The following is an 18,626-nucleotide window of genomic DNA, read 5'->3' as shown; positions in this document are numbered from 1 at the left end:
CGGGGCTCAGGGCCACACCAGGCAGTACGCCTGATGCCCCGCGTCGTGCAGCCGGTGGCTGAAGTCCTGCCATTCGTGGAGCAGTTGGTAGACGTTGAACGCGTCGCGCGGGCCGCCGCGGTCGGGGACCGTGGACCAGATGAACGCTGCGGCGCCGACCGACTCCTCGCCGATGCCGCGCAGCGGGTCGACGACCGTCATGGGGAGCTTCACCACGGCGTAGTCGGGGTGCAGGACGACCAGTTCGAGCGGGGGGACCTTGTTCAGGGGTATGCCCTCGATGCCGGTCAGGACCATCGCGGCCACCGTCTCCGGCTTGATCTTCGTGAACATGCCGCCCATGCCGAGCTCGTCACCGCCGAGTTCTTCGGGGCGCATCGAAATGGGCACGCGGGCGGCGGTCGCGCCGTCCGGGGCACCGAAGTATTTGTAGGTCACCCCGCCCACCCGGCCACTCCTGGTCTCCGCCCGGTCCCGCTCCGTCTCGCCCCGTGCCAAGGCCTCCGCCTCGGCCGCTTCCGCCTCGCGCCGGTGCTTGCCGATCCGCCGGGCACGCCGCGGACCCAGGCCGTCGGTCCCCTCGCCCAGTCCGCCACCGCGATGCATATCTCCACCCGACTGCTTTTCCAGGGCGCCCGCCCCTGCTTTTCTAGGCCTCGCGGCCCCCGCCGCGCAACCCGATCATCGTGTCAGTGACCTCCCCCACGGTCACCGGCTAAAACGTGGAGTGAAACACCTGTCCGCAGGATGTCCGAAGCCTCTGACACCATGGTTCATGTGAGCTTCCCGTATAGCGCCCCAGTTTCGCAGACTCTCTTCGACCGTGCGGCGGCCGTGACGCCCGGCGGTGTGAACTCTCCCGTGCGCGCTTTCCGCGCCGTGGGCGGTACGCCCCGCTTCATGGTGTCCGGTACCGGTCCGTACCTCACGGACGCCGACGGCCGTGAGTACGTCGACCTCGTCTGCTCGTGGGGGCCGATGATCCTCGGCCACTCCCACCCCGATGTGATCGCCGCCGTCCAGGAGGCCGTCTCGCACGGCACGTCCTTCGGCACGCCCGGCGAGGGCGAGGTCGCGCTCGCCGAGGAGATCGTCGCGCGCATCGCGCCCGTCGAGCAGGTGCGGCTCGTCTCCAGCGGCACGGAGGCGACGATGTCCGCGATCCGCCTCGCCCGCGGTTTCACCGGCCGCGCCAAGGTGATCAAGTTCGCCGGGTGTTACCACGGTCACGTGGACGCGCTGCTCGCCGCCGCCGGGTCCGGCGTCGCGACCCTCGGGCTTCCTGACACCCCTGGAGTCACCGGCGCCCAGGCGGGCGACACCATCGTCGTTCCGTACAACGACCTCGAAGCGGTGCACGAGGCGTTCCACACGTACCCCGGTGAGATCGCGTGTGTGATCACGGAGGCGTCGCCGGGCAACATGGGCGTGGTGCCGCCGGGGCCCGGGTTCAATGAGGGCCTCAAGGCCGCGTGTGCGAAGAACGGCGCGCTGTACATCTCGGACGAGGTGATGACCGGCTTCCGTACGTCGAAGGCGGGCTGGTTCGGCGTCGACGGTGTGCGGCCCGACCTGATGACGTTCGGCAAGGTCATGGGCGGCGGCTTCCCGGCCGCCGCTTTCGGTGGCCGGGCGGACGTCATGGAGCACCTCGCCCCGGTCGGTCCCGTCTACCAGGCGGGCACCCTGTCGGGGAACCCGATCGCGACGGCCGCGGGTCTCGCGCAGCTGCGGCTGCTCGACGACGCGGCGTACGACACGATCGACGCCGTCTCGGAGCAGCTGCGCGGTCTTGTCACCGAGGCGCTCTCCAAGGAGGGCGTGGCGCACCGGCTGCAGAACGCGTCGAACATGTTCTCCGTCTTCTTCACCGAGCGTGAGGTGCGGAACTACGACGACGCGAAGGCCCAGGAGTCGTTCCGCTTCACCGCGTTCTTCCACTCGATGCTGTCGCAGGGCGTGTATCTGCCGCCGTCGGCCTTCGAGTCCTGGTTCGTTTCCACCGCCCATGACGAGCGGGCGATCGAGCGGATCGCCGCGGCCCTGCCCTCGGCGGCGCGCGCGGCCGCCGAAGCCACTGAACCCACCACGGAGGCCACCGCATGAGCGCGGGCAGCGAGCTCACCGTCGTCCACGTGATGCGACACGGCGAGGTGGAGAACCCGGAGGGGATCCTTTACGGGCGCCTTCCCGACTACCACCTCTCCGAGCTGGGGCGGCAGATGGCCGACCGGGTCGCCGAGCACCTCGCCCCGCGTGACATCACGCATGTGGTGTCCTCGCCCCTGGACCGTGCGCAGGAGACGGCGACGCCGATCGCCAAGGTGCAGGGCCTGGATCTGGCGACGGACGGGCGGCTCATCGAGGCGGGCAACGTCTTCGAGGGCAAGACCTTCGGCGTCGGCGACGGCGCGCTGAAGAACCCGGAGAACTGGAAGCACCTGTTCAACCCGTTCAAGCCGTCCTGGGGCGAGCCGTACGTCGAGCAGGTCGTGCGGATGATGGGCGCCCTGGACGCGGCGAAGGACGCGGCCCGCGGGCATGAAGCGGTGTGCGTCAGTCATCAGTTGCCGATCTGGATCGTGCGGAGCTTCGTGGAGAAGCGGCGGCTTTGGCACGACCCGCGCAAGCGGCAGTGCACGCTGGCCTCGCTGACGACGTTCACGTACCGCGGCGACAAGATCGTGTCGGTGGGGTACACCGAGCCCGCGCGGGATCTCGTGCCCGCGCATCTCCTCGCCGGTGCCAAGCCGGTGAAGGGGAAGGCGAAGGCGTTCGGCGCATAAGCGCTCCGCTGGTATTGCCGTCGATTGTCTGCGGCGTCGTCGTGGCTGGGCGCGCAGTTCCCCGCGCCCCTTCGGGGCGCCCACGCCAGGTAATCGGCTGGCGACTGTATGTCCGTTCTCGGTAAAAGACACTCAATATGTGTCTACTTGTCGGAACCCCATTGTTCGTCGCGCCCTCTAACGGGGCGTCCCTCATGCATGGATGCGTGCAGGGCTGCAGGGCGCGACGAATGGGGATGGAATGCGCGACATCAGTCGCAGGGGAATGCTCGGCCTCGGAGTCGGGACCGCAGCCGCTTTGGGACTTGCCGGCTGCGGCACGGGCGGCGGCAGTCATTCGGCCGGTTCCGCGGGGAAGGGCAGCGACGGTCAGGGCGGCGACAAGCACCCGGCGAAGCCGATCGGTGACGGCTCGACCTCGTACACGGGGAAGCAGCCGCATCAGCCGGGCAAGCCCGTCCCCCTGCAGCCGGGTGAGACGCCCCCGCAGTTCGTGATCTTCTCCTGGGACGGCGCGGGCGAGGTCGGCAACGGTCTCTTCCCGCGTTTCCTGAAGCTGGCCGAGGACCACGACGCGAAGATGACGTTCTTCCTGTCCGGGCTCTATCTCCTGCCCGAGTCCAAGAAGCGGCTCTACAAGCCGCCGAACAACGCGGTCGGCGCATCCGACATCGGTTATCTCACCGACGGTCACATCAAGGAGACGCTGAAGTACGTCCGTCAGGCCTGGCTCGAAGGGCATGAGATCGGCACACACTTCAACGGGCACTTCTGCGCGGGCAGTGGAACGGTCGCCAACTGGACTCCCGCGCAATGGCAGAGCGAAATCGACCAGGCCACCTCCTTCGTCAAGGAATGGCGCACGAATACCGGCTGGACCGATCTGCCGTCGCTGCCTTTCGACTACGACAAGGAACTCGTCGGCGGCCGCACCCCCTGCCTCCTCGGCCAGGACAATCTGCTGCCGACGGCGAAGAAGCTCGGCTGGCGTTACGACGCCTCGTCGCCCGGCGGCCGTCAGCGCTGGCCCCAGAAGAAGATGGGCGTCTGGGATCTGCCGCTGCAGGCGATGCCGTTCCCCGGGCACTCCTTCGAGGTCCTGTCCATGGACTACAACATCCTGGCCAACCAGTCGCAGAACTCCACGAAGGCGCCGCCGGCCAACTACCCGGGCTGGCGCAAGCAGGCCACCGAGTCCTACATCGCCGGGTTCAAGCGGGCCTACGAGACCAACCGCGCGCCGTTCTTCATCGGCAACCACTTCGAGGAGTGGAACGGCGGCATCTACATGGACGCCGTCGAGGAAGCCCTGAAGCACATCGCGGGCAAGAAGGACGTACGCCTGGTCTCGTTCCGGCAGTTCGTCGACTGGCTCGACGTGCAGGACCCGAAGGTGCTCGCCGACCTGCAGGGCCTTGAGGTCGGCACGGAGCCCACGGGTGGCTGGAAGGGACTCGGAAAGGCCGTCTGAAATGGGACTTTCCGCAACCCCGGGGGGTGCGGAAGATCCCCGAAACAGACATGCGAAACTTTTCACATGAGTGCCGCCTGCCGCGCCCCCCACAGCACGAACCGCAGCCGTAGCCGCAGCCGCGCCGCCCTTCTGGGCGCTGGGGCCGCGGTCGCCGCGCTGACCCTGTCGGCGTGCAGCTCCGGCGGCACGTCCGGTGGCTCCGGGAACACCAACTTCGTCACCGGCTCCGACGGCATCGCCACGGCCGGCAAGGGCGAACGCCAGGACGGGCCGAAGCTCGAGGGGGAGACCCTCACGGGCAAGCACCTCGACGTCGCCGACTACAAGGGCAAGGTCGTCGTCCTGAACGTCTGGGGCTCCTGGTGCTCCCCCTGCCGGGCCGAGGCGCCGAACTTCGCGAAGGTCTCCAAGGACCTCGAGGGCAAGGGCGTGCAGTTCGTCGGGATCAACACCCGCGATCCGCAGAAGGGCCCGGCGCTCACGTTCGAGAAGGAGTGGAAGATCTCCTACCCGAGCCTGCACGACCCGATGGGCAAGCTGATGCTGCGCTTCCCCAAGGGCACGATGAACCCGAAGTTCATCCCCTCCACGATCGTCCTCGACCGCGAGGGAAAGATCGCGGCTCGCTCGCAGCAGGCGCTCAACGAAGAGAAGCTGCGCAAGATGATCGACCCGCTGATCGCGGAGAAGTGATCTCCTCGTGATGTCCACTCTCGCCGCCGTCGGCGAAGCGAACCAGACCGTCATGAACGGGGCGCTCCTCCTCGCGCTGCCCGTGGCCGTACTCGGCGGGCTCGTCTCCTTCTTCTCGCCGTGCGTGCTGCCGCTCGTGCCGGGCTATCTGTCGTACGTCACCGGGGTCGGCGGCACCGACCTGGCGGAGGCCAAGCGGGGACGGATGGCCGCCGGGGCCGGTCTCTTCGTGCTCGGCTTCACCGCCGTCTTCGTCTCCACCGGCGCGCTCTTCGGGTACGTCGGGCAGAACCTGCAGGAATACCAGGACGTCATCACCAAGGTGCTCGGCGTGGTGATGATCGCCCTCGGCATCTTCTTCATGGGGCTCATGCCCTGGCTCTCCCAGCGGGAGTTCCGCTTCCACAAGAAGCCCGCCGCCGGGCTCGCGGGCGCTCCGGTGCTCGGCGCGCTGTTCGCCGTGGGCTGGGCGCCCTGCGTGGGGCCGACGCTCACGTCCGTCAACTCCCTGGCCCTCGACCAGGGGAGCGCGGGGCGCGGCGCCATACTGAGCGTCGCGTACTGCCTGGGACTCGGGCTGCCGTTCATCCTGGCGGCCATCGCCTTCCGCAAGGCGCTCGGCGCGTTCAGCTGGGTGAAGAAGCACTACGTCTGGGTGATGCGCATCGGCGGCATCATGATGATCGCGACCGGGCTGCTTCTTGTCACCGGCGTATGGGACAGCATCGTGCAGCAGATGCAGGTCTGGTCCAACGGCTACACGGTGGGGATCTGATCCATGAGCAAGACCGAAGCCCCTGAAGAGCGCCCTGAAGAGCAGAGCGACCGCGACCTGGGTGCCGCCGGCGCCCAGCTGTCCACCGCCCCCGTGGACCGGGCGATGCCCGGCTCCTTCGGCGGCCGGCGTACCCCCGGAGTCGCCGGGTGGCTCGTCTGGACCGGCCGCGAAGTCGTCGGCTGGGTCCGGTGGATGTGGCGGCAGCTGACCTCGATGCGGGTCGCGCTGCTCCTGCTGCTCCTGCTCTCGCTCGGCGCGATCCCGGGCTCGCTGATCCCGCAGACCAGCATCGACGAGCTGAAGGTCGCGGACTTCAAGAAGACGCACTCCACGCTCGGGCCGATCTACGAGAAGTTCCAGCTGTTCGACGTCTACAGCTCCGTGTGGTTCTCGGCGATCTACATCCTTCTCTTCATCTCCCTCATCGGCTGCATCGTGCCCCGCACCTGGCAGTTCGTCGGCCAGCTGCGCGGGCGCCCGCCGGGCGCCCCCAAGCGGCTCGACCGGCTGCCCGCGTACACCACGTGGCGCACCGAGGCCGAGCCCGAGCAGGTGCACGAGGCGGCGCTCGGTCTGCTCAAGGGGCGGCGCTTCCGCGCGGACCTCACGGCCGCCAAGGGGGGTGCGGGAGAGTCCGTCACCGCGGAGAAGGGCTACCTGCGTGAGGCGGGCAACCTCTTCTTCCACATCTCCCTGATCGTGCTCCTGGTGGCCTTCGCCGTCGGCGCCCTGTTCAAGTCCGAGGGCGGCAAGCTCATCGTCCAGGGGGACGGGTTCTCCAACACCCTCACTCAGTACGACAACTTCAAGTCCGGCAACCTCTTCAACACCGACGACCTGGCGCCGTTCAGCTTCAAGCTGGACAGCTTCGAGTCGACGTTCGAGAGGAAGGGCCCCGAGAAGGGGACGGCCCGCACCTACCGGGCGAACGTCACCTACAGCGAGGGCATCGACGGGCCCGAGAAGAAGCAGGCCATCGAGGTCAACAAGCCGCTCGAGGTCGACGGCTCGAAGGTCTACCTCATCGGCCAGGGCTACGCGCCGACCGTCACCGTGCGCGACGGAAAGGGCAAGGTCGTCAGCAGGCAGTCCACGCCACTGCTGCCGATCGACTCCAACGGCACGGCCACCGGCGCGATCAAGATCCTCGACGGCTACCGCGACAAGAACGGCAAGAAGGAACAGCTCGGCTTCAACGCCTTCTTCGTGCCGACGTTCGCGGGCGAGGGCCACGGCCAGATGTTCTCCCAGTTCCCCGCCCTGGACTACCCCGTGCTCGCGCTGTCCGCGTACCACGGAAGCCTCGGCGTGGACTCCGGTCTGCCGCAGAACGTGTACCAGCTGGACACCAGCAAGATGACGAAGTTCGAGGACTCCAAGGGCGAGCTCCTCAAGAAGCGGATGGTGCCCGGCGAGACGATGAAGCTGCCGAACGGTGCCGGCTCGATCACCTTCGAGAAGGACATCAAGCGCTGGGCGACCTTCCAGATCTCCCAGCAGCCCGGCAGCATGTGGGCGCTCGTCGGAGCGATCTCCGCCATCGTCGGCCTCGCCGGATCGCTGTTCATCCAGCGCCGCCGCGTGTGGGTGCGGGCCGTCCGGGGCGCCGACGGCGTCACCGTCGTCGAGATGGCCGGGCTCGGCCGCAGCGAGTCCGCCAAGCTGCCCGAAGAGCTGGGCGACCTCGCGGCACACCTTCACGAGAAGGCGCCGAGCGCGCCCGACCCAGACCATGCCGATCATGCTGATGCCGAGCATGCCGACTCCACCCCCCAAGTTGTTCCTGCCGAAGGGGCTGAGAAGTGAATCTCGCCACCACCCTCGCCGCCGAACCGAACGAGAACCTCGCGAGCATCAGCAATGTGCTGGTCTACTCCGCGATGGCCGTCTATCTCCTTGCCTTCTTCGCGCACATGGCGGAGTGGATCCTCGGCAGCCGCAGCAAGGTCGGCCGCACGGCCGCCGCGCTGACCACCCGGAGCGAGGCTGCTGCCAAGGCGCCCGCCGTCACCGTCAAGGCCAAGGGCGGCACCGCCGTCCTGGACCGCCCCAAGTCCGCCCCCAAGGTCGTCACCCGCTCCGTCACCGGAACCCGTGACGTACCGGATGGTCCCGGTGCTTCGGCAGGTGACGAGAAGGGCGACCTCTACGGCCGTATCGCCGTGTCCCTCACCGTGCTCGCGTTCCTCGTGGAGTTCGGCGGTGTGCTCACCCGCGCGCTCTCGGTGCAGCGGGCGCCGTGGGGCAATATGTACGAGTTCAACCTGACGTTCTCCACCATGGCCGTCGGTGTGTACCTCGTGCTCATGGCACTGAAGAAGAACGTCGGCTGGCTCGGCCTTCCGCTGGTCACCACGGTCCTCCTCGACCTCGGTCTCGCCGTCACCGTCCTGTACACGGCCAGCGACCAGCTGGTGCCCGCCCTCCACTCGTACTGGCTGTGGATCCACGTCTCCACCGCGATCTTCTGCGGTGCGACGTTCTACCTGGCCGGCGTCGCGACGATCCTTTACCTCTTCCGCGACTCCTACGAGAACAAGCTGGCCTCCGGCGGACAGCCCGGCCGCTTCGCGACCTCCGTCCTGGAGCGCCTCCCGGCCGCGACCACGCTCGACAAGTTCTCGTACCGCGTGAACGCCGCGGTCTTCCCGCTGTGGACGTTCACGATCATCGCGGGCGCGATCTGGGCGGGCGACGCGTGGGGCCGCTACTGGGGCTGGGACCCCAAGGAGGTCTGGTCCTTCATCACCTGGGTCGCCTACGCCTGCTACCTGCACGCGCGCGCGACCGCGGGCTGGAAGGGCCGCAAGGCCGCCTACCTGGCCCTGATCGCCTTCGGCTGCTGGCTGTTCAACTACTACGGCGTGAACATCTTCGTCACCGGCAAGCACTCGTACGCAGGGGTCTGAGCCCTCATACCGTCATCGCCTCTTGAGGCCAGGCCGGTTCCCGTGACCCAGGTCACGGGAACCGGCCTTTGCCGTCCTCGTCGGTGACCTCCTGTTCGAGTCGCTGATGCCGCCCGAGCAGGCCGCCGCCCTCTACCTCGCCGCGTCGAAGATCCCTGGTGTCGAGCTGATCTTCGACAAGAAGACCAAGGAGTTCCTGGGCGAGCGGCAGGTCGCGGTCGAGGATCTGCCCACCGGCTTCAAGGAGGGCACCGTCACCGGCCGCAGTGCGGTCCTGGAGCGTGTGGTCGTCGACAAGGCGGGCCAGCGCCCGTAAGTACGCGCAAGGGGTGCGGAACGGGGTGTACCGGGCGAGGCTTGGGCCATGACGGTGACGATCGGGCAGGGCACGAGCAGGACGGAGCGCTCCACCGGTACCGGGGGGCCGATCCAGCACCTCCACCACGAGCTCCGTCTTCCCCACCCTGTGGAAAGAGTCTGGGCCGCGGTGGCCACCCCGGAGGGGCTTCCGGGGTGGCTTGCCGCCGCCGACGTGTTCGAGCCGCGGCTCGGCGGTGCGGTCACGCTGCGCTGGCTCAACGGGGACGAGTCGGCCACGCACTCCGGGCACATCACCGCGTGGGACCCGGAGCGGGTCGCCGAGTACACGATCGACCTGCACGGACGGTGCCGCTTCCACCTGGAGGCGGCCGACGGCAAGGCAGGGACGACCCTCCGCTTCACCAATGAGTTCGACGGTGACGACGAGCTGCGGCTCGACTGCCTCGCCGGCTGGCACAACCACTTCGAGTTCCTCGTCGACGCGCTCGACGGGCGGCCGAAGGACTGGTCGGCGTGGAGCCTGGACCGATGGCGCGAGCTGCGCGAGTCGTACGCGAGGAGCGAGTGATCAGCCCAGGGTGATCGAGTCCAGCTTCGCCCGCAGATACGTGTGCGAGTCCACCGGCTCGTACGCCACCCGCCCCACCGGCGCGGGCACCGACTCCACGAGCGTGCCCGGCGTGCACTCGCCGAAGTAGACCAGGGACATCAGTTCCTCGGCCGGTGCGTCGGCCGGCGGCGGCAGCACCCGGTGGCGGCCCGAGCGCCAGCGATCGCCGGTCCAACGGGCCATCAGATCCCCGATGTTGACGGTGAAGGCGTCCGGGTCGTACGGGGCGTCCTGCCAGCCGTCCTCGTCGGTGAAGACCTGGAGTCCGCCCTTGCCCGCCTGCCGGTCGAGCACGGTGACCGTGCCGAAGTCGGTGTGCGGGCCGATGCGGAACTGGCCGGGCTGCGGCTCCCCGACGACCTCCGTACCCGGGTACCAGTTGATGTTGAAGCCGTACGTCGGGTGGCTCATGTGCCGCGTGAAGAAGTCGGGCCGCTCGCCCAGTGCCTCGCCGAGGAGGGTGAGGAGCTGGTCGGTGAGCTTCTCCATCCGGGCCAGGTAGGCCGAGCAGAGAGCCCTCAGTCCGGATGCCTCCGGCGGCCAGACATTCGGTTCGTACCACTCGGCGTTGACGGACGGGTCGTCGAAGGGGCGCTCGGTCGCGAAGGTCAGGGACTCCTTGAGATCGGGCGGGGTCTTGGTCCCCTCCGCGTAGCCGTTGGCCTCGGCGCCGGGGCCGAGCCAGCCGCGCCCGCCGACCTTCGCGGCGTACGGCTCCTTGACCGATGCGGGGAGTACGAAGAACGCGCGGGCCGATGCTCTGAGGCGTGTGCGCAGGGACGGGTCCACGCCGTGGCCGGTCACCAGCAGGAACCCGGCCGTCCGCAGTGCGCGGTCGACGGTCCGCGCGACGGCGGCACGGGCCGCCGGGCCGCCCGAGAGCCACGGCTCCAGATCGATGGTGGGGATGCGGGGCTCGCCCCTGCCGGGCTCTCCCGAGGAGGTCGTCATGCTCTTCACTGTCCTCCCGGACAGGCCGAGAAGTCAGCCCGCCACCCGCAGCAGCAGCTTCCCCGTGCTAGTGCGCGCCCCCATCAGGCGATGTGCCTCCGCCGCGTCCGCCAGCGGGAACTCCGCCGTCACGGGCAGCCGCACCGTTCCGTCGGCCACCTTCGCGAAGGCCCGTGCGGCGACCTCGCGCAGGGCGTCGGGCGCCGACTTGGCGAGGGAGAGGATCGAGAAGCCGGAGACGCCGAGCCCCGTCCCGTACAGCTCAGGCTGGCCCACCTGCCACGGCGGGGCCGAGCTCGCGTTGCCGAAGGAGACGAGCCGCCCGAAGACGGCGAGCGCCGCGAGGCCGCCGCGGAAGACGTCGCCGCCGACCGGGTCGAGGGCGAGGTCCACCCCGCGGCCACCGGTGGCCGCACGCACCTCGGCGGCGAAGCCGTCCCCGGAGCGCGCGGAGTCCCCGGAGTCACCGGAGCCGCCGACGAACACCTCGTCGTACCCGTGCTCCAGCGCGTACTTCGCCTTGGCCTCGCTCGACACGACGCCGTACACCGCGCCCGCGCCGCCCGCCTTCGCCAACTGGCCCACCACCGTGCCGATTCCGCCGGCCGCCCCCTGCACGAGGACGCTCTCGCCCGCACGCAGCCGGCCCACCTCGTGGAGCAGCGCGTGCGCGGTGGGCAGGACCGTGGGCAGGGTGGCGGCCGTGCGCAGGTCCACGCCGTCCGGCAGGGCGAACACCGTCGTCGCGTCGGCGAGCGCGACCTCCGCGTACGCCCCGCCGTCGGTGAGCGCGGCGACCTCCTGGCCGACCTCGAACCCCTCGACGCCCGCGCCGAGCGCCCGGACGTGGCCGGAGACCTCGAGGCCCGGCACGTAGGGGAGCGAGGGCACGCGGTAGCCCTCGCCCCGCGCCTTGAGGTCGGCGAAGTTCACGCCGGTGTAGGCGACGTCGACAGTGATCTGGCCGGGGCCGGGCTCGGGGGTGCTCGTGTCCACCACCTTCAGGACCTCGGGGCCGCCGTACTCCTGGAGCTGGATCGCGCGCATGGTGGGCATGGGAGACATGGGCGAGCACCCTTCGAGTGTTCAACGGAAAGCGAACACTCGGGAGTGTATGGTTTTCGTCGAACACTCGGCAAGTGGTTGTGGGAGGAGCGGTCGTCGTGGCGAACACTCACCACCGCGCGGCGCCGGTGCACGTCCACCCGGACGAGGTGCCCGTACTGACCGCGCTCACCGCGCTGGCCGATCCCGTACGCATCGAACTGGTACGGGAGTTGGCGTCGTCCCCCGACTGGACCCGCGCCTGCGGCAGCTTCGACGTGCCCGTCGGCAAGGCGGCGCTGAGCCATCACTTCGGGGTGCTGAGGTCGGCGGGGCTCGTCGAGCAGCGGGACGAGGGGCCGCGTCGGGTCAACCGGCTCCGCCGGGAGGAGTTCGAGGCGCGCTTCCCCGGGCTGCTCGCACTGGTCCTGCGGCCCGACTAGTCGGCGCCGATGTCCTCGCGCCACAGCTCCGGCCGCGCCGCGACGAAGTCCGTCATCATCGCCGCGCACGCGGGATCGTCGAGGACCACGATCTCCACGCCGTGCTCCGCCAGCCAGTCGTGCCCGCCGTGGAACGTCCGCGCCTCGCCCACGACCACCCGCGAGATCCCGAACTGCCGCACCAGGCCGCTGCAGTACCAGCAGGGCGAGAGGGTCGTGACCATAGTCGTCCCGCGATACGTGCGCTGGCGCCCCGCGTCCCGGAACGCCGACGTCTCCGCGTGCAGGGACGGATCGCCGTCCTGGACACGGCGGTTGTGCCCGCGCCCCAGCAGGGCGCCGTCCGCGCCGTAGAGCGCCGCGCCGATCGGGATGCCGCCCTCCGCGAGCCCCTGCCGGGCCTCATCGACAGCGGTCGTGAGCCACGCGCGGGCCTGTTCCTGATCCATGTACGCACCCTTCCTCTTCTGCGGGTCATCGGCGGGGCCATCGTCCCCGCCGATGACCCCATCGGCAGGACGCCCCACTGGCCCGTGGACCAGCACATACGCCCGCTCGTAGCTTCAGGGCATGAACTCCATGACCTCAGAGAACAAGGGCACGGCCCAGCTCACCGCCGCGATGGTGCTCTCCGGCACCCTCGGGATCTTCGTCGTCGAGTCGGGCGCGTCGGCCTTCAACGTCGTGTTCTTCCGCGTCCTTTTCGGCGCCATCGCCCTGGGCGCCTACGCCTTCGCCCGCGGCTACTTCCGCGACCACGGCATCACACCGAAGAAGCTCGGACTCGCCGCGCTCGGCGGCGCGTTCATCGTCTTCAACTGGGTGTTCCTCTTCAAGGCCTACGAGGCGACCTCGATCTCCCTGGCCACCGTCGTCTACCACACGCAGCCGTTCCTGCTCGTGCTGCTCAGCGCGGTCATCTTCCGCGAGCGGCTGACCAGGCATCAACTCATGTGGCTCGCCACCGCGTTCGCCGGCCTCGTGCTCGTCTCCGGGGTGCGCCCCGGCGACCTCGGCTCGCTCACCGGGATCGGCTTCGCGCTCCTGGCCGCGCTGCTCTACGGCCTCTCGACTCTCGTCACCAAGCGCATCACCGGCGTACGCCCGCACCTCATCGCCCTCGTCCAAGTCCTCGTCGGAATCCCGCTGTTGCTGCCCTTCGCCGACTTCGGCGCGATGAGCGGCACGGGCACCGGATGGGCCTGGCTTGTCGGACTCGGCGTCATCCACACCGGGCTGATGTACGTCCTGATGTACGCGGCGTACGCGAAGCTGCCCACCGCCAAGATCGCCGTACTCGCCTTCACGTACCCGGCGGTCGCGATGGTCGCCGACTGGGCCGTCTACGGACACCACATCGGGCTCGTCCAGGCGCTCGGCGTACCGCTGATCGTCCTCGCGAGCCTGAAGGTCAACCGTGCCAAGTCACCGAAGACTGTCGCTACTTCGCCGTCTCCGCTGCCTGCTCCCGCACCAGCCGTACCGACTGGTCGATGAACAGCCGCACATGCGAGGGCAGCCGCTTCCCCGAGCGCCACGCGAGCTGCGTGTGCAGCGCGAACGGCGGCTCCCACGGCAGCGCGACGAGCACCCCCGATGCCAGCTCGTCGCGCACCGCCATCCGCGGCAGGAGTGCCACCCCGAGGCCACCGGCGACACCCCGCTTGGTGGCCTCGATCGTGCCGAACTCCATGAAGGGCGGCGGGGCGCCGTTGCGCATCCGCAGCTCGTCCTCGAACAGGTCGCGGTAGGGGCAGCCCGGTTCCGTGCCGACCAGTTGCACCGCCGCCAGATCGCCCGTGGCGAGCGAGTCGCCCCCGTGTCCGGCCAGCGGATGTGTCGGCGCGCAGACCAGGACCAGCGGCTCCTGGGCGAGGACCTCGGTCTCCAGGCCCGCGTGCGCGGTCTCCCGCTCCATCAGGAACCCGACGTCGTACGTCCCCTGCCGCAGCGCATGGCGAGTCTCGTCGCCCAGGGTGGGGCGCAGGGAGAGCTGCACCTTCGGGTAGCGGTGGTGGAAGAGTTCGAGCAGCGGGGGCAGGCGGTAGGACGTCAGCGACTCCATCGTGCCGACCGCGATGGCGCCGCTCGGCTCGCCGGCGTCGACGACCTCGGCCCGCGCCTCTTCCGTCAGCTCGATGATCTGCCGGGCGTAGGGGAGCAGGCGCTCACCCGCCTCCGTCAGGCGGATGCGGCTGCCGAGCCGGTCGAAGAGCTCGGTGCCGAGCGAGGACTCCAGGGAGCGGATCTGGCTGGTGACGCTGGACTGGGCGTACTTCAGCTCGGCCGCGGCCTGCGTGAAGCTGAGTACGGACGCGACCTTTTCGAAGGTGACGAGCAGCCGCAGTTCCATCATCAGCTCTCCGTGCCTCTGTCCCGCTTTTCCTCGTCCGGGTCCTCGTCCCTGAGGGACTTCAGGAACTCGGGGTTGTCGTCCGGCGCCACCCACTGTCCGCCGCGCCCGGGACGCGTGACACCCCCGGCGGCAGGCGTCTTGCGCACCTTGCCCGTGACGAACCAGGCGATCGGGCCGAGGAGAACCTCGCCGAAGAGCAGCACGATGATGACCCAGACCACCTTCGGCAGATGCCTGATCTCCTTCTCCGGAGTGTTCAGGACATCGATGAAGGCATAGATCCACACGGCCAGGACCAGCAGGAACGGCAGATACCTGAGCATGATTGCGCGATTCCCCAAGCGACGAAGGAAGGGCGGCGTGCGAACCCCGGTGACCCGGCCAGGGTAGCCGGTGACCGATACTTGACCGCATGGCTTATGACGATCTTCGCTCCCTGCTCCGTGCACTGGAGCGCGAGGGCGATCTCAAGCGCATCAAGGCCGAGGTCGATCCGTATCTGGAGGTCGGCGAGATCACCGACCGGGTGCAGAAGTCCGGCGGCCCCGCGCTCCTCTTCGAGAACGTCAAGGGCTCGGCGATGCCCCTCGCGATGAATGTGTACGGGACGGACCGCCGCCTCCTGAAGGCGCTCGGCCTGAAGTCGTACGGCGAGATCAGCGAGAAGATCGGCGGCCTCCTCAAGCCCGAGCTGCCGCACGGCTTCGTCGGCGTGCGCGAGGCCTTCGGGAAGCTCGGCGCCATGACGCACGTACCGCCGAAGAAGGTGAAGTCCGACAACGCGCCCGTGCAGGAGGTCGTCCTCACCGGCGACGACGTCGACCTGGAGAAGCTGCCCGCGCTCTTCACCTGGCCCGAGGACGGCGGCTCCTTCTTCAACCTGGGCCTGACCCACACCAAGGACCCGGACACCGGCGTCCGCAACCTCGGTCTGTACCGCCTCCAGCGCCACGACAAGCGCACCATCGGCATGCACTGGCAGATCCACAAGGACAGCCGCAACCACTACCAGGTGGCCGCCCGAAGGGGCGAGAAGCTGCCGGTCGCGATTGCCTTCGGCTGTCCGCCCGCCGTCACGTACGCGTCCACGGCCCCGCTGCCCGGCGACATGGACGAGTACATGCTGGCCGGGTTCATCCAGGGCAAGCGCGTGGAGATGGTCGACTGCAAGACGGTCCCGCTCCAGGTTCCTGCCCATGCAGAGGTCGTCATCGAGGGCTGGCTGGAGCCGGGCGAGATGCTCCCGGAGGGCCCCTTCGGCGACCACACCGGCTTCTACACGCCGCAGGAGGACTTCCCCGCCCTGAAGATCGACTGCGTGACGATGCGGAAGCGTCCGCTGCTCCAGTCGATCGTGGTCGGCCGCCCGCCGACCGAGGACGGTCCGCTGGGAAGGGCGACCGAGCGCTTCTTCCTGCCGCTCCTCAAGGTGATCGTCCCGGACATCGTGGACTACCACCTGCCGGAGTCCGGCGGTTTCCACAACTGCGCGATCGTCTCGATCGACAAGAAGTACCCGAAGCACGCGCAGAAGGTCATGCACGCCATCTGGGGCGCGCACATGATGTCGCTGACCAAGCTGATCGTGGTCGTGGACAAGGATTGCGACGTCCACGACCTGCACGAAGTGTCCTGGCGCGCGCTCGGCAACACCGACTACGCGCGCGACCTGACGGTGGCCGAGGGTCCCGTCGACCACCTCGACCACGCCTCCTACCAGCAGTTCTGGGGCGGCAAGGCGGGCATCGACGCGACGAAGAAGCTGCCCGAAGAGGGATACACCCGGGACGGGGGCTGGCCGAACATGGTCGAGTCCGACCCGGAGACGGCGTCGAAGGTCGACCGCCGCTGGAAGGAGTACGGGCTCTAAAGATGAGTGCTGATTCAGCGACTCCGGAACTCTTCGGGCCCGAGCCCGCCCCGCCCGGCAAGGTCAAGGCGTTCCTGCGCCTCGTCATGATCGAGCACTCGGTCTTCGCCCTGCCCTTCGCCTACATCGCCGCGCTGACCGCGATGTTCCAGCTGGACGAGAACATCCACTGGGGCAGGCTGCTCCTGGTCACCATCTGCATGGTCGGCCTGCGGACGTTCGCCATGGCCGCCAACCGGATCATCGACCGGGAGATCGACGCCCGTAACCCGAGGACCGCCCACCGCGAGCTCGTCACGGGCGCGGTCTCGGTGAAGTCCGCGTGGACGGGCGCGCTCATCGCGGTCGTCATCTTTCTCGGCTCGGCCGCCCTGCTCAACCCGCTCTGCCTCGCCCTCGCGCCCATCGCGGTGATCCCGATGGTGGTCTATCCCTACGGCAAGCGGTTCACGAACTTCCCGCAGGCGATCCTGGGCCTCGCCCAGGCCATGGGTCCGGTCGGCGCCTGGATCGCGATCACCGGCGAGTGGTCCTGGCAGGCCGTCATCCTCGGGCTCGCGGTCGGCGTCTGGATCGGCGGCTTCGACCTGATCTACGCCTGCCAGGACGTGGAGACGGACCGTGAGGTCGGCGTGATGTCGGTGCCCGCGCGGTTCGGCATCCCGGCTGCCATCTGGGGCGCGCGCGGCTGTCATCTGACGACCACGGCGCTGTTCGTCTGGTACGCGGCTGCCACCGACGCGGGGGCGTTCCTCTGGCTCGGACTCGCGGTCGTGGCGGGCGCGTTCGTCTACGAGCACTCCATCGTGAAGCCGCATGACCTCTCGCGGCTCAACCGCGCCTTCTTCCAGGTCAACGGCTTCATCGGCATCGCGCTCTTCGTCTGCGCCCTGCTCGATCTGCTGGTGCGCGGCCTGACCGTCTAGGCTCACAGCGTGAAGCCAGGAGATACGCAGCGTAAGCCTTGGATCGTGGGGGTTTCCGGTGCCTCGGGGACCCCGTACGCCGCCGCCGTACTGCGGGCGCTGCTCGCGGCGGGGGAGAGCGTGGACCTGGTGGTCTCGCGTGCCTCGCGGCTCACGATCCTCGACGAGACGGGCATCGCCTTCCGGGACGCGCACTGGCAGGAGGACCTGCGGGAGTGGCTCGGGCGCGGCGCCGACGGGAAGCCGGGGACCTTCGACGTTCCGGTGGAGAACGTGCGCTATTGGGCGGCCGGGGATCTGGCCGCCGGTCCTTCGTCCGGGTCGTACGCGACCAAGGGGATGCTGATCGTGCCCGCGTCCACGGCGTGCGTGGCCGGGGTGGCGCTCGGGCTCTCGAAGGATCTGCTGCAGCGGTCGGCGAGCGTGACGCTCAAGGAAGGCCGACGGCTCGTGGTCTGCGTACGCGAGACGCCGCTGAACGGGCAGACGCTGAAGCACTTGGTGACGCTGGACGAGGCGGGCGCGGTCGTGCTGCCCGCCTCTCCGGCGTTCTACGCGGGGGCGACGCACATCCAGGATCTGGTGGACTTCGTCGCCGGGCGGACGCTCGACGCGGCAGGGGTGCCGCATCAGCTGTACCGCCGTTGGAAGGGAGAGCTCGGTTCGGGCTCCGCCCCTCCGGGGGACTAGCGCTTCTTGGCGGCGCGCGTCGTGCTGCGCTCGGCCTTGGGCGCGGTGGGCTTGTGGGCACGCGAGCGGTTGGCCAGATCCTGCAGCTCGCGCATCCGGGCGTAGGCCATCTCGATCGAGTACACGGTGTGACTCACTCCTGTTGGTTTGAAGAATCTCAGCCGTTCGGCCGAGATTCTGAAAGATTCACAGGGCTTAGACCCTGTTGCGCCTTAGATTCTACACATAGACTCGCGGTATCGCTGAATAATGAAAGGCATCGCACCTATGGACGCCGTGGACAGGCAGCTCATCCAGGCACTGCGCGAGAACGGCAGGGCCTCGTACGCCGAACTTGGCCGGCTCGTCGGCCTCTCCGGCCCGAGCGTCACGGACCGGATCAACCGCCTCGAAGCGGCGGGTGTCATCACCGGCTACCGCGCGACCGTGGACTCCGCGTCGCTCGGTCTGGGCGTCATCGCCCTCATCGGCATCTCCCTCTCGGACGCCGCCGACCACGAGGACGTGGCACGGCGCCTGAAGGACCTGCACGAGATCGAGGACTGCTGGTTCATCGCGGGCGACGACTCGTACATGCTCAAGGTGCGGGCCAGTGACGTGGACGGCCTGGAGAAGACGATCCGCAGGCTGAGCGGAACGAAGGGCGTCTCCAGGACGCGTACGACGATCGTGCTCTCCACGAAGTGGGAGAACAGGGTCGGGGAGCTGCCCGAAGAGGTCCAGGGGTGAAGGCGTACCGTGGGCGAGGCCTGATTTACGCAGACATTTAGAGCAG

General features: G+C 68.8%; 22 protein-coding genes. 15 read left to right on the top strand and 7 right to left on the bottom strand.

Translation table 11 applies throughout. The features are described 5' to 3' along the window. Window positions 1–6: 6 nt before the first annotated feature. A complete protein-coding gene (locus tag ABD378_RS04960) occupies window positions 7–606 on the bottom strand; it encodes a hypothetical protein (RefSeq protein WP_344519149.1) in 600 nt (199 codons plus the stop codon). Between the two features lie 162 nt (window positions 607–768). On the opposite strand from ABD378_RS04960, the gene hemL reads away from it, so the two are divergent. The 9 genes from hemL to ABD378_RS04915 all read left to right on the top strand — a co-directional run bounded on the left by hemL (window position 769) and on the right by ABD378_RS04915 (window position 9,529). Then, window positions 769–2,106, top strand: a complete 1,338-nt coding sequence (gene hemL / locus ABD378_RS04955) for a glutamate-1-semialdehyde 2,1-aminomutase (protein ID WP_344519147.1) — start codon at window positions 769–771, stop codon at window positions 2,104–2,106. Beyond that, on the top strand, window positions 2,103–2,786 hold the full coding sequence (locus ABD378_RS04950; protein WP_344519146.1) for a histidine phosphatase family protein: 684 nt from the start codon (window positions 2,103–2,105) through the stop codon (window positions 2,784–2,786). The genes hemL and ABD378_RS04950 overlap by 4 nt, the downstream gene beginning before the upstream one ends. Window positions 2,787–3,027: 241 nt before the next feature. Continuing rightward, on the top strand, window positions 3,028–4,257 hold the full coding sequence (locus ABD378_RS04945) for a polysaccharide deacetylase family protein (RefSeq protein ID WP_344519145.1): 1,230 nt from the start codon (window positions 3,028–3,030) through the stop codon (window positions 4,255–4,257). A gap of 66 nt (window positions 4,258–4,323) precedes the next feature. Then, window positions 4,324–4,953, top strand: a complete 630-nt coding sequence (locus ABD378_RS04940; RefSeq protein ID WP_344519144.1) for a TlpA family protein disulfide reductase — start codon at window positions 4,324–4,326, stop codon at window positions 4,951–4,953. Window positions 4,954–4,963: 10 nt separating this feature from the next. Continuing rightward, window positions 4,964–5,728, top strand: a complete 765-nt coding sequence (locus tag ABD378_RS04935; RefSeq protein WP_344519191.1) for a cytochrome c biogenesis CcdA family protein — start codon at window positions 4,964–4,966, stop codon at window positions 5,726–5,728. A 3-nt stretch (window positions 5,729–5,731) separates the two neighbouring features. Then, window positions 5,732–7,537, top strand: coding sequence for a cytochrome c biogenesis protein ResB (resB, locus tag ABD378_RS04930; protein ID WP_344519143.1), 1,806 nt, complete (start codon window positions 5,732–5,734; stop codon window positions 7,535–7,537). Further along, window positions 7,534–8,640 (top strand): c-type cytochrome biogenesis protein CcsB, encoded by a 1,107-nt coding sequence (gene ccsB / locus ABD378_RS04925; RefSeq protein ID WP_344519142.1) that lies wholly within the window; start codon window positions 7,534–7,536, stop codon window positions 8,638–8,640. The genes resB and ccsB overlap by 4 nt, the downstream gene beginning before the upstream one ends. Before the next feature lie 106 nt (window positions 8,641–8,746). Further along, entirely contained in the window at window positions 8,747–8,956 is a 210-nt protein-coding gene (locus ABD378_RS04920) for a hypothetical protein (RefSeq protein ID WP_344519141.1), read from the top strand. A gap of 48 nt (window positions 8,957–9,004) precedes the next feature. Further along, window positions 9,005–9,529 carry an SRPBCC domain-containing protein gene (locus ABD378_RS04915; RefSeq protein WP_344519140.1) on the top strand — a complete coding sequence of 175 codons (525 nt, stop codon included), beginning with the start codon at window positions 9,005–9,007 and terminating at the stop codon, window positions 9,527–9,529. Here the strand turns inward: ABD378_RS04915 and ABD378_RS04910 are convergent, their stop codons facing one another. Together ABD378_RS04910 and ABD378_RS04905 are read right to left on the bottom strand one after the other, a co-directional pair. Next, window positions 9,530–10,522, bottom strand: coding sequence for an isopenicillin N synthase family dioxygenase (locus ABD378_RS04910; protein ID WP_344519139.1), 993 nt, complete (start codon window positions 10,520–10,522; stop codon window positions 9,530–9,532). A 33-nt stretch (window positions 10,523–10,555) separates the two neighbouring features. Then, window positions 10,556–11,569, bottom strand: coding sequence for a quinone oxidoreductase family protein (locus ABD378_RS04905; RefSeq protein WP_344519190.1), 1,014 nt, complete (start codon window positions 11,567–11,569; stop codon window positions 10,556–10,558). 116 nt (window positions 11,570–11,685) lie between these two features. Between ABD378_RS04905 and ABD378_RS04900 the strand changes: the two genes are divergently transcribed. Then, window positions 11,686–12,009 (top strand): ArsR/SmtB family transcription factor, encoded by a 324-nt coding sequence (locus ABD378_RS04900; RefSeq protein ID WP_344519137.1) that lies wholly within the window; start codon window positions 11,686–11,688, stop codon window positions 12,007–12,009. On the opposite strand, the gene ABD378_RS04895 is transcribed toward ABD378_RS04900, so the two are convergent. Continuing rightward, window positions 12,006–12,458 (bottom strand): nucleoside deaminase, encoded by a 453-nt coding sequence (locus tag ABD378_RS04895; protein WP_344519136.1) that lies wholly within the window; start codon window positions 12,456–12,458, stop codon window positions 12,006–12,008. The two genes, ABD378_RS04900 and ABD378_RS04895, sit on opposite strands and share 4 nt — an antisense overlap. Before the next feature lie 130 nt (window positions 12,459–12,588). On the opposite strand from ABD378_RS04895, the gene ABD378_RS04890 reads away from it, so the two are divergent. Next, window positions 12,589–13,506 (top strand): DMT family transporter, encoded by a 918-nt coding sequence (locus ABD378_RS04890; RefSeq protein ID WP_344519189.1) that lies wholly within the window; start codon window positions 12,589–12,591, stop codon window positions 13,504–13,506. Here the strand turns inward: ABD378_RS04890 and ABD378_RS04885 are convergent. Then, on the bottom strand, window positions 13,451–14,362 hold the full coding sequence (locus ABD378_RS04885; protein ID WP_344519188.1) for a LysR family transcriptional regulator: 912 nt from the start codon (window positions 14,360–14,362) through the stop codon (window positions 13,451–13,453). The genes ABD378_RS04890 and ABD378_RS04885 overlap by 56 nt on opposite strands. Before the next feature lie 2 nt (window positions 14,363–14,364). Then, window positions 14,365–14,688 (bottom strand): PLD nuclease N-terminal domain-containing protein, encoded by a 324-nt coding sequence (locus ABD378_RS04880; protein WP_344519135.1) that lies wholly within the window; start codon window positions 14,686–14,688, stop codon window positions 14,365–14,367. 89 nt (window positions 14,689–14,777) lie between these two features. Here ABD378_RS04880 and ABD378_RS04875 point away from each other — a divergent pair, with 89 nt between their 5' ends. From ABD378_RS04875 to ABD378_RS04865, 3 genes are read left to right on the top strand one after another with little or no spacing between them, the layout of a single operon-like run. Further along, entirely contained in the window at window positions 14,778–16,235 is a 1,458-nt protein-coding gene (locus tag ABD378_RS04875) for a menaquinone biosynthesis decarboxylase (protein WP_344519134.1), read from the top strand. Between the two features lie 2 nt (window positions 16,236–16,237). Then, window positions 16,238–17,161, top strand: a complete 924-nt coding sequence (gene mqnP / locus ABD378_RS04870) for a menaquinone biosynthesis prenyltransferase MqnP (RefSeq protein ID WP_344519133.1) — start codon at window positions 16,238–16,240, stop codon at window positions 17,159–17,161. Window positions 17,162–17,170: 9 nt separating this feature from the next. Beyond that, entirely contained in the window at window positions 17,171–17,851 is a 681-nt protein-coding gene (locus ABD378_RS04865; protein WP_344519132.1) for a UbiX family flavin prenyltransferase, read from the top strand. Here ABD378_RS04865 and ABD378_RS04860 read toward each other — a convergent pair. Next, a complete protein-coding gene (locus ABD378_RS04860; RefSeq protein WP_344519197.1) occupies window positions 17,848–17,988 on the bottom strand; it encodes a hypothetical protein in 141 nt (46 codons plus the stop codon). The genes ABD378_RS04865 and ABD378_RS04860 overlap by 4 nt on opposite strands. 130 nt (window positions 17,989–18,118) lie before the next feature. Between ABD378_RS04860 and ABD378_RS04855 the strand changes: the two genes are divergently transcribed. Beyond that, complete coding sequence (locus tag ABD378_RS04855) at window positions 18,119–18,580, top strand: Lrp/AsnC family transcriptional regulator (protein ID WP_344519131.1); 462 nt, start codon at window positions 18,119–18,121, stop codon at window positions 18,578–18,580. Window positions 18,581–18,626: the final 46 nt, after the last annotated feature.

Source organism: Streptomyces rectiviolaceus, from assembly GCF_039533825.1.
Lineage (GTDB): Bacteria > Actinomycetota > Actinomycetes > Streptomycetales > Streptomycetaceae > Streptomyces > Streptomyces rectiviolaceus.
Note: the sequence above shows the minus strand (reverse complement) of the source record. Positions and strands in the feature narration are given on the sequence as shown.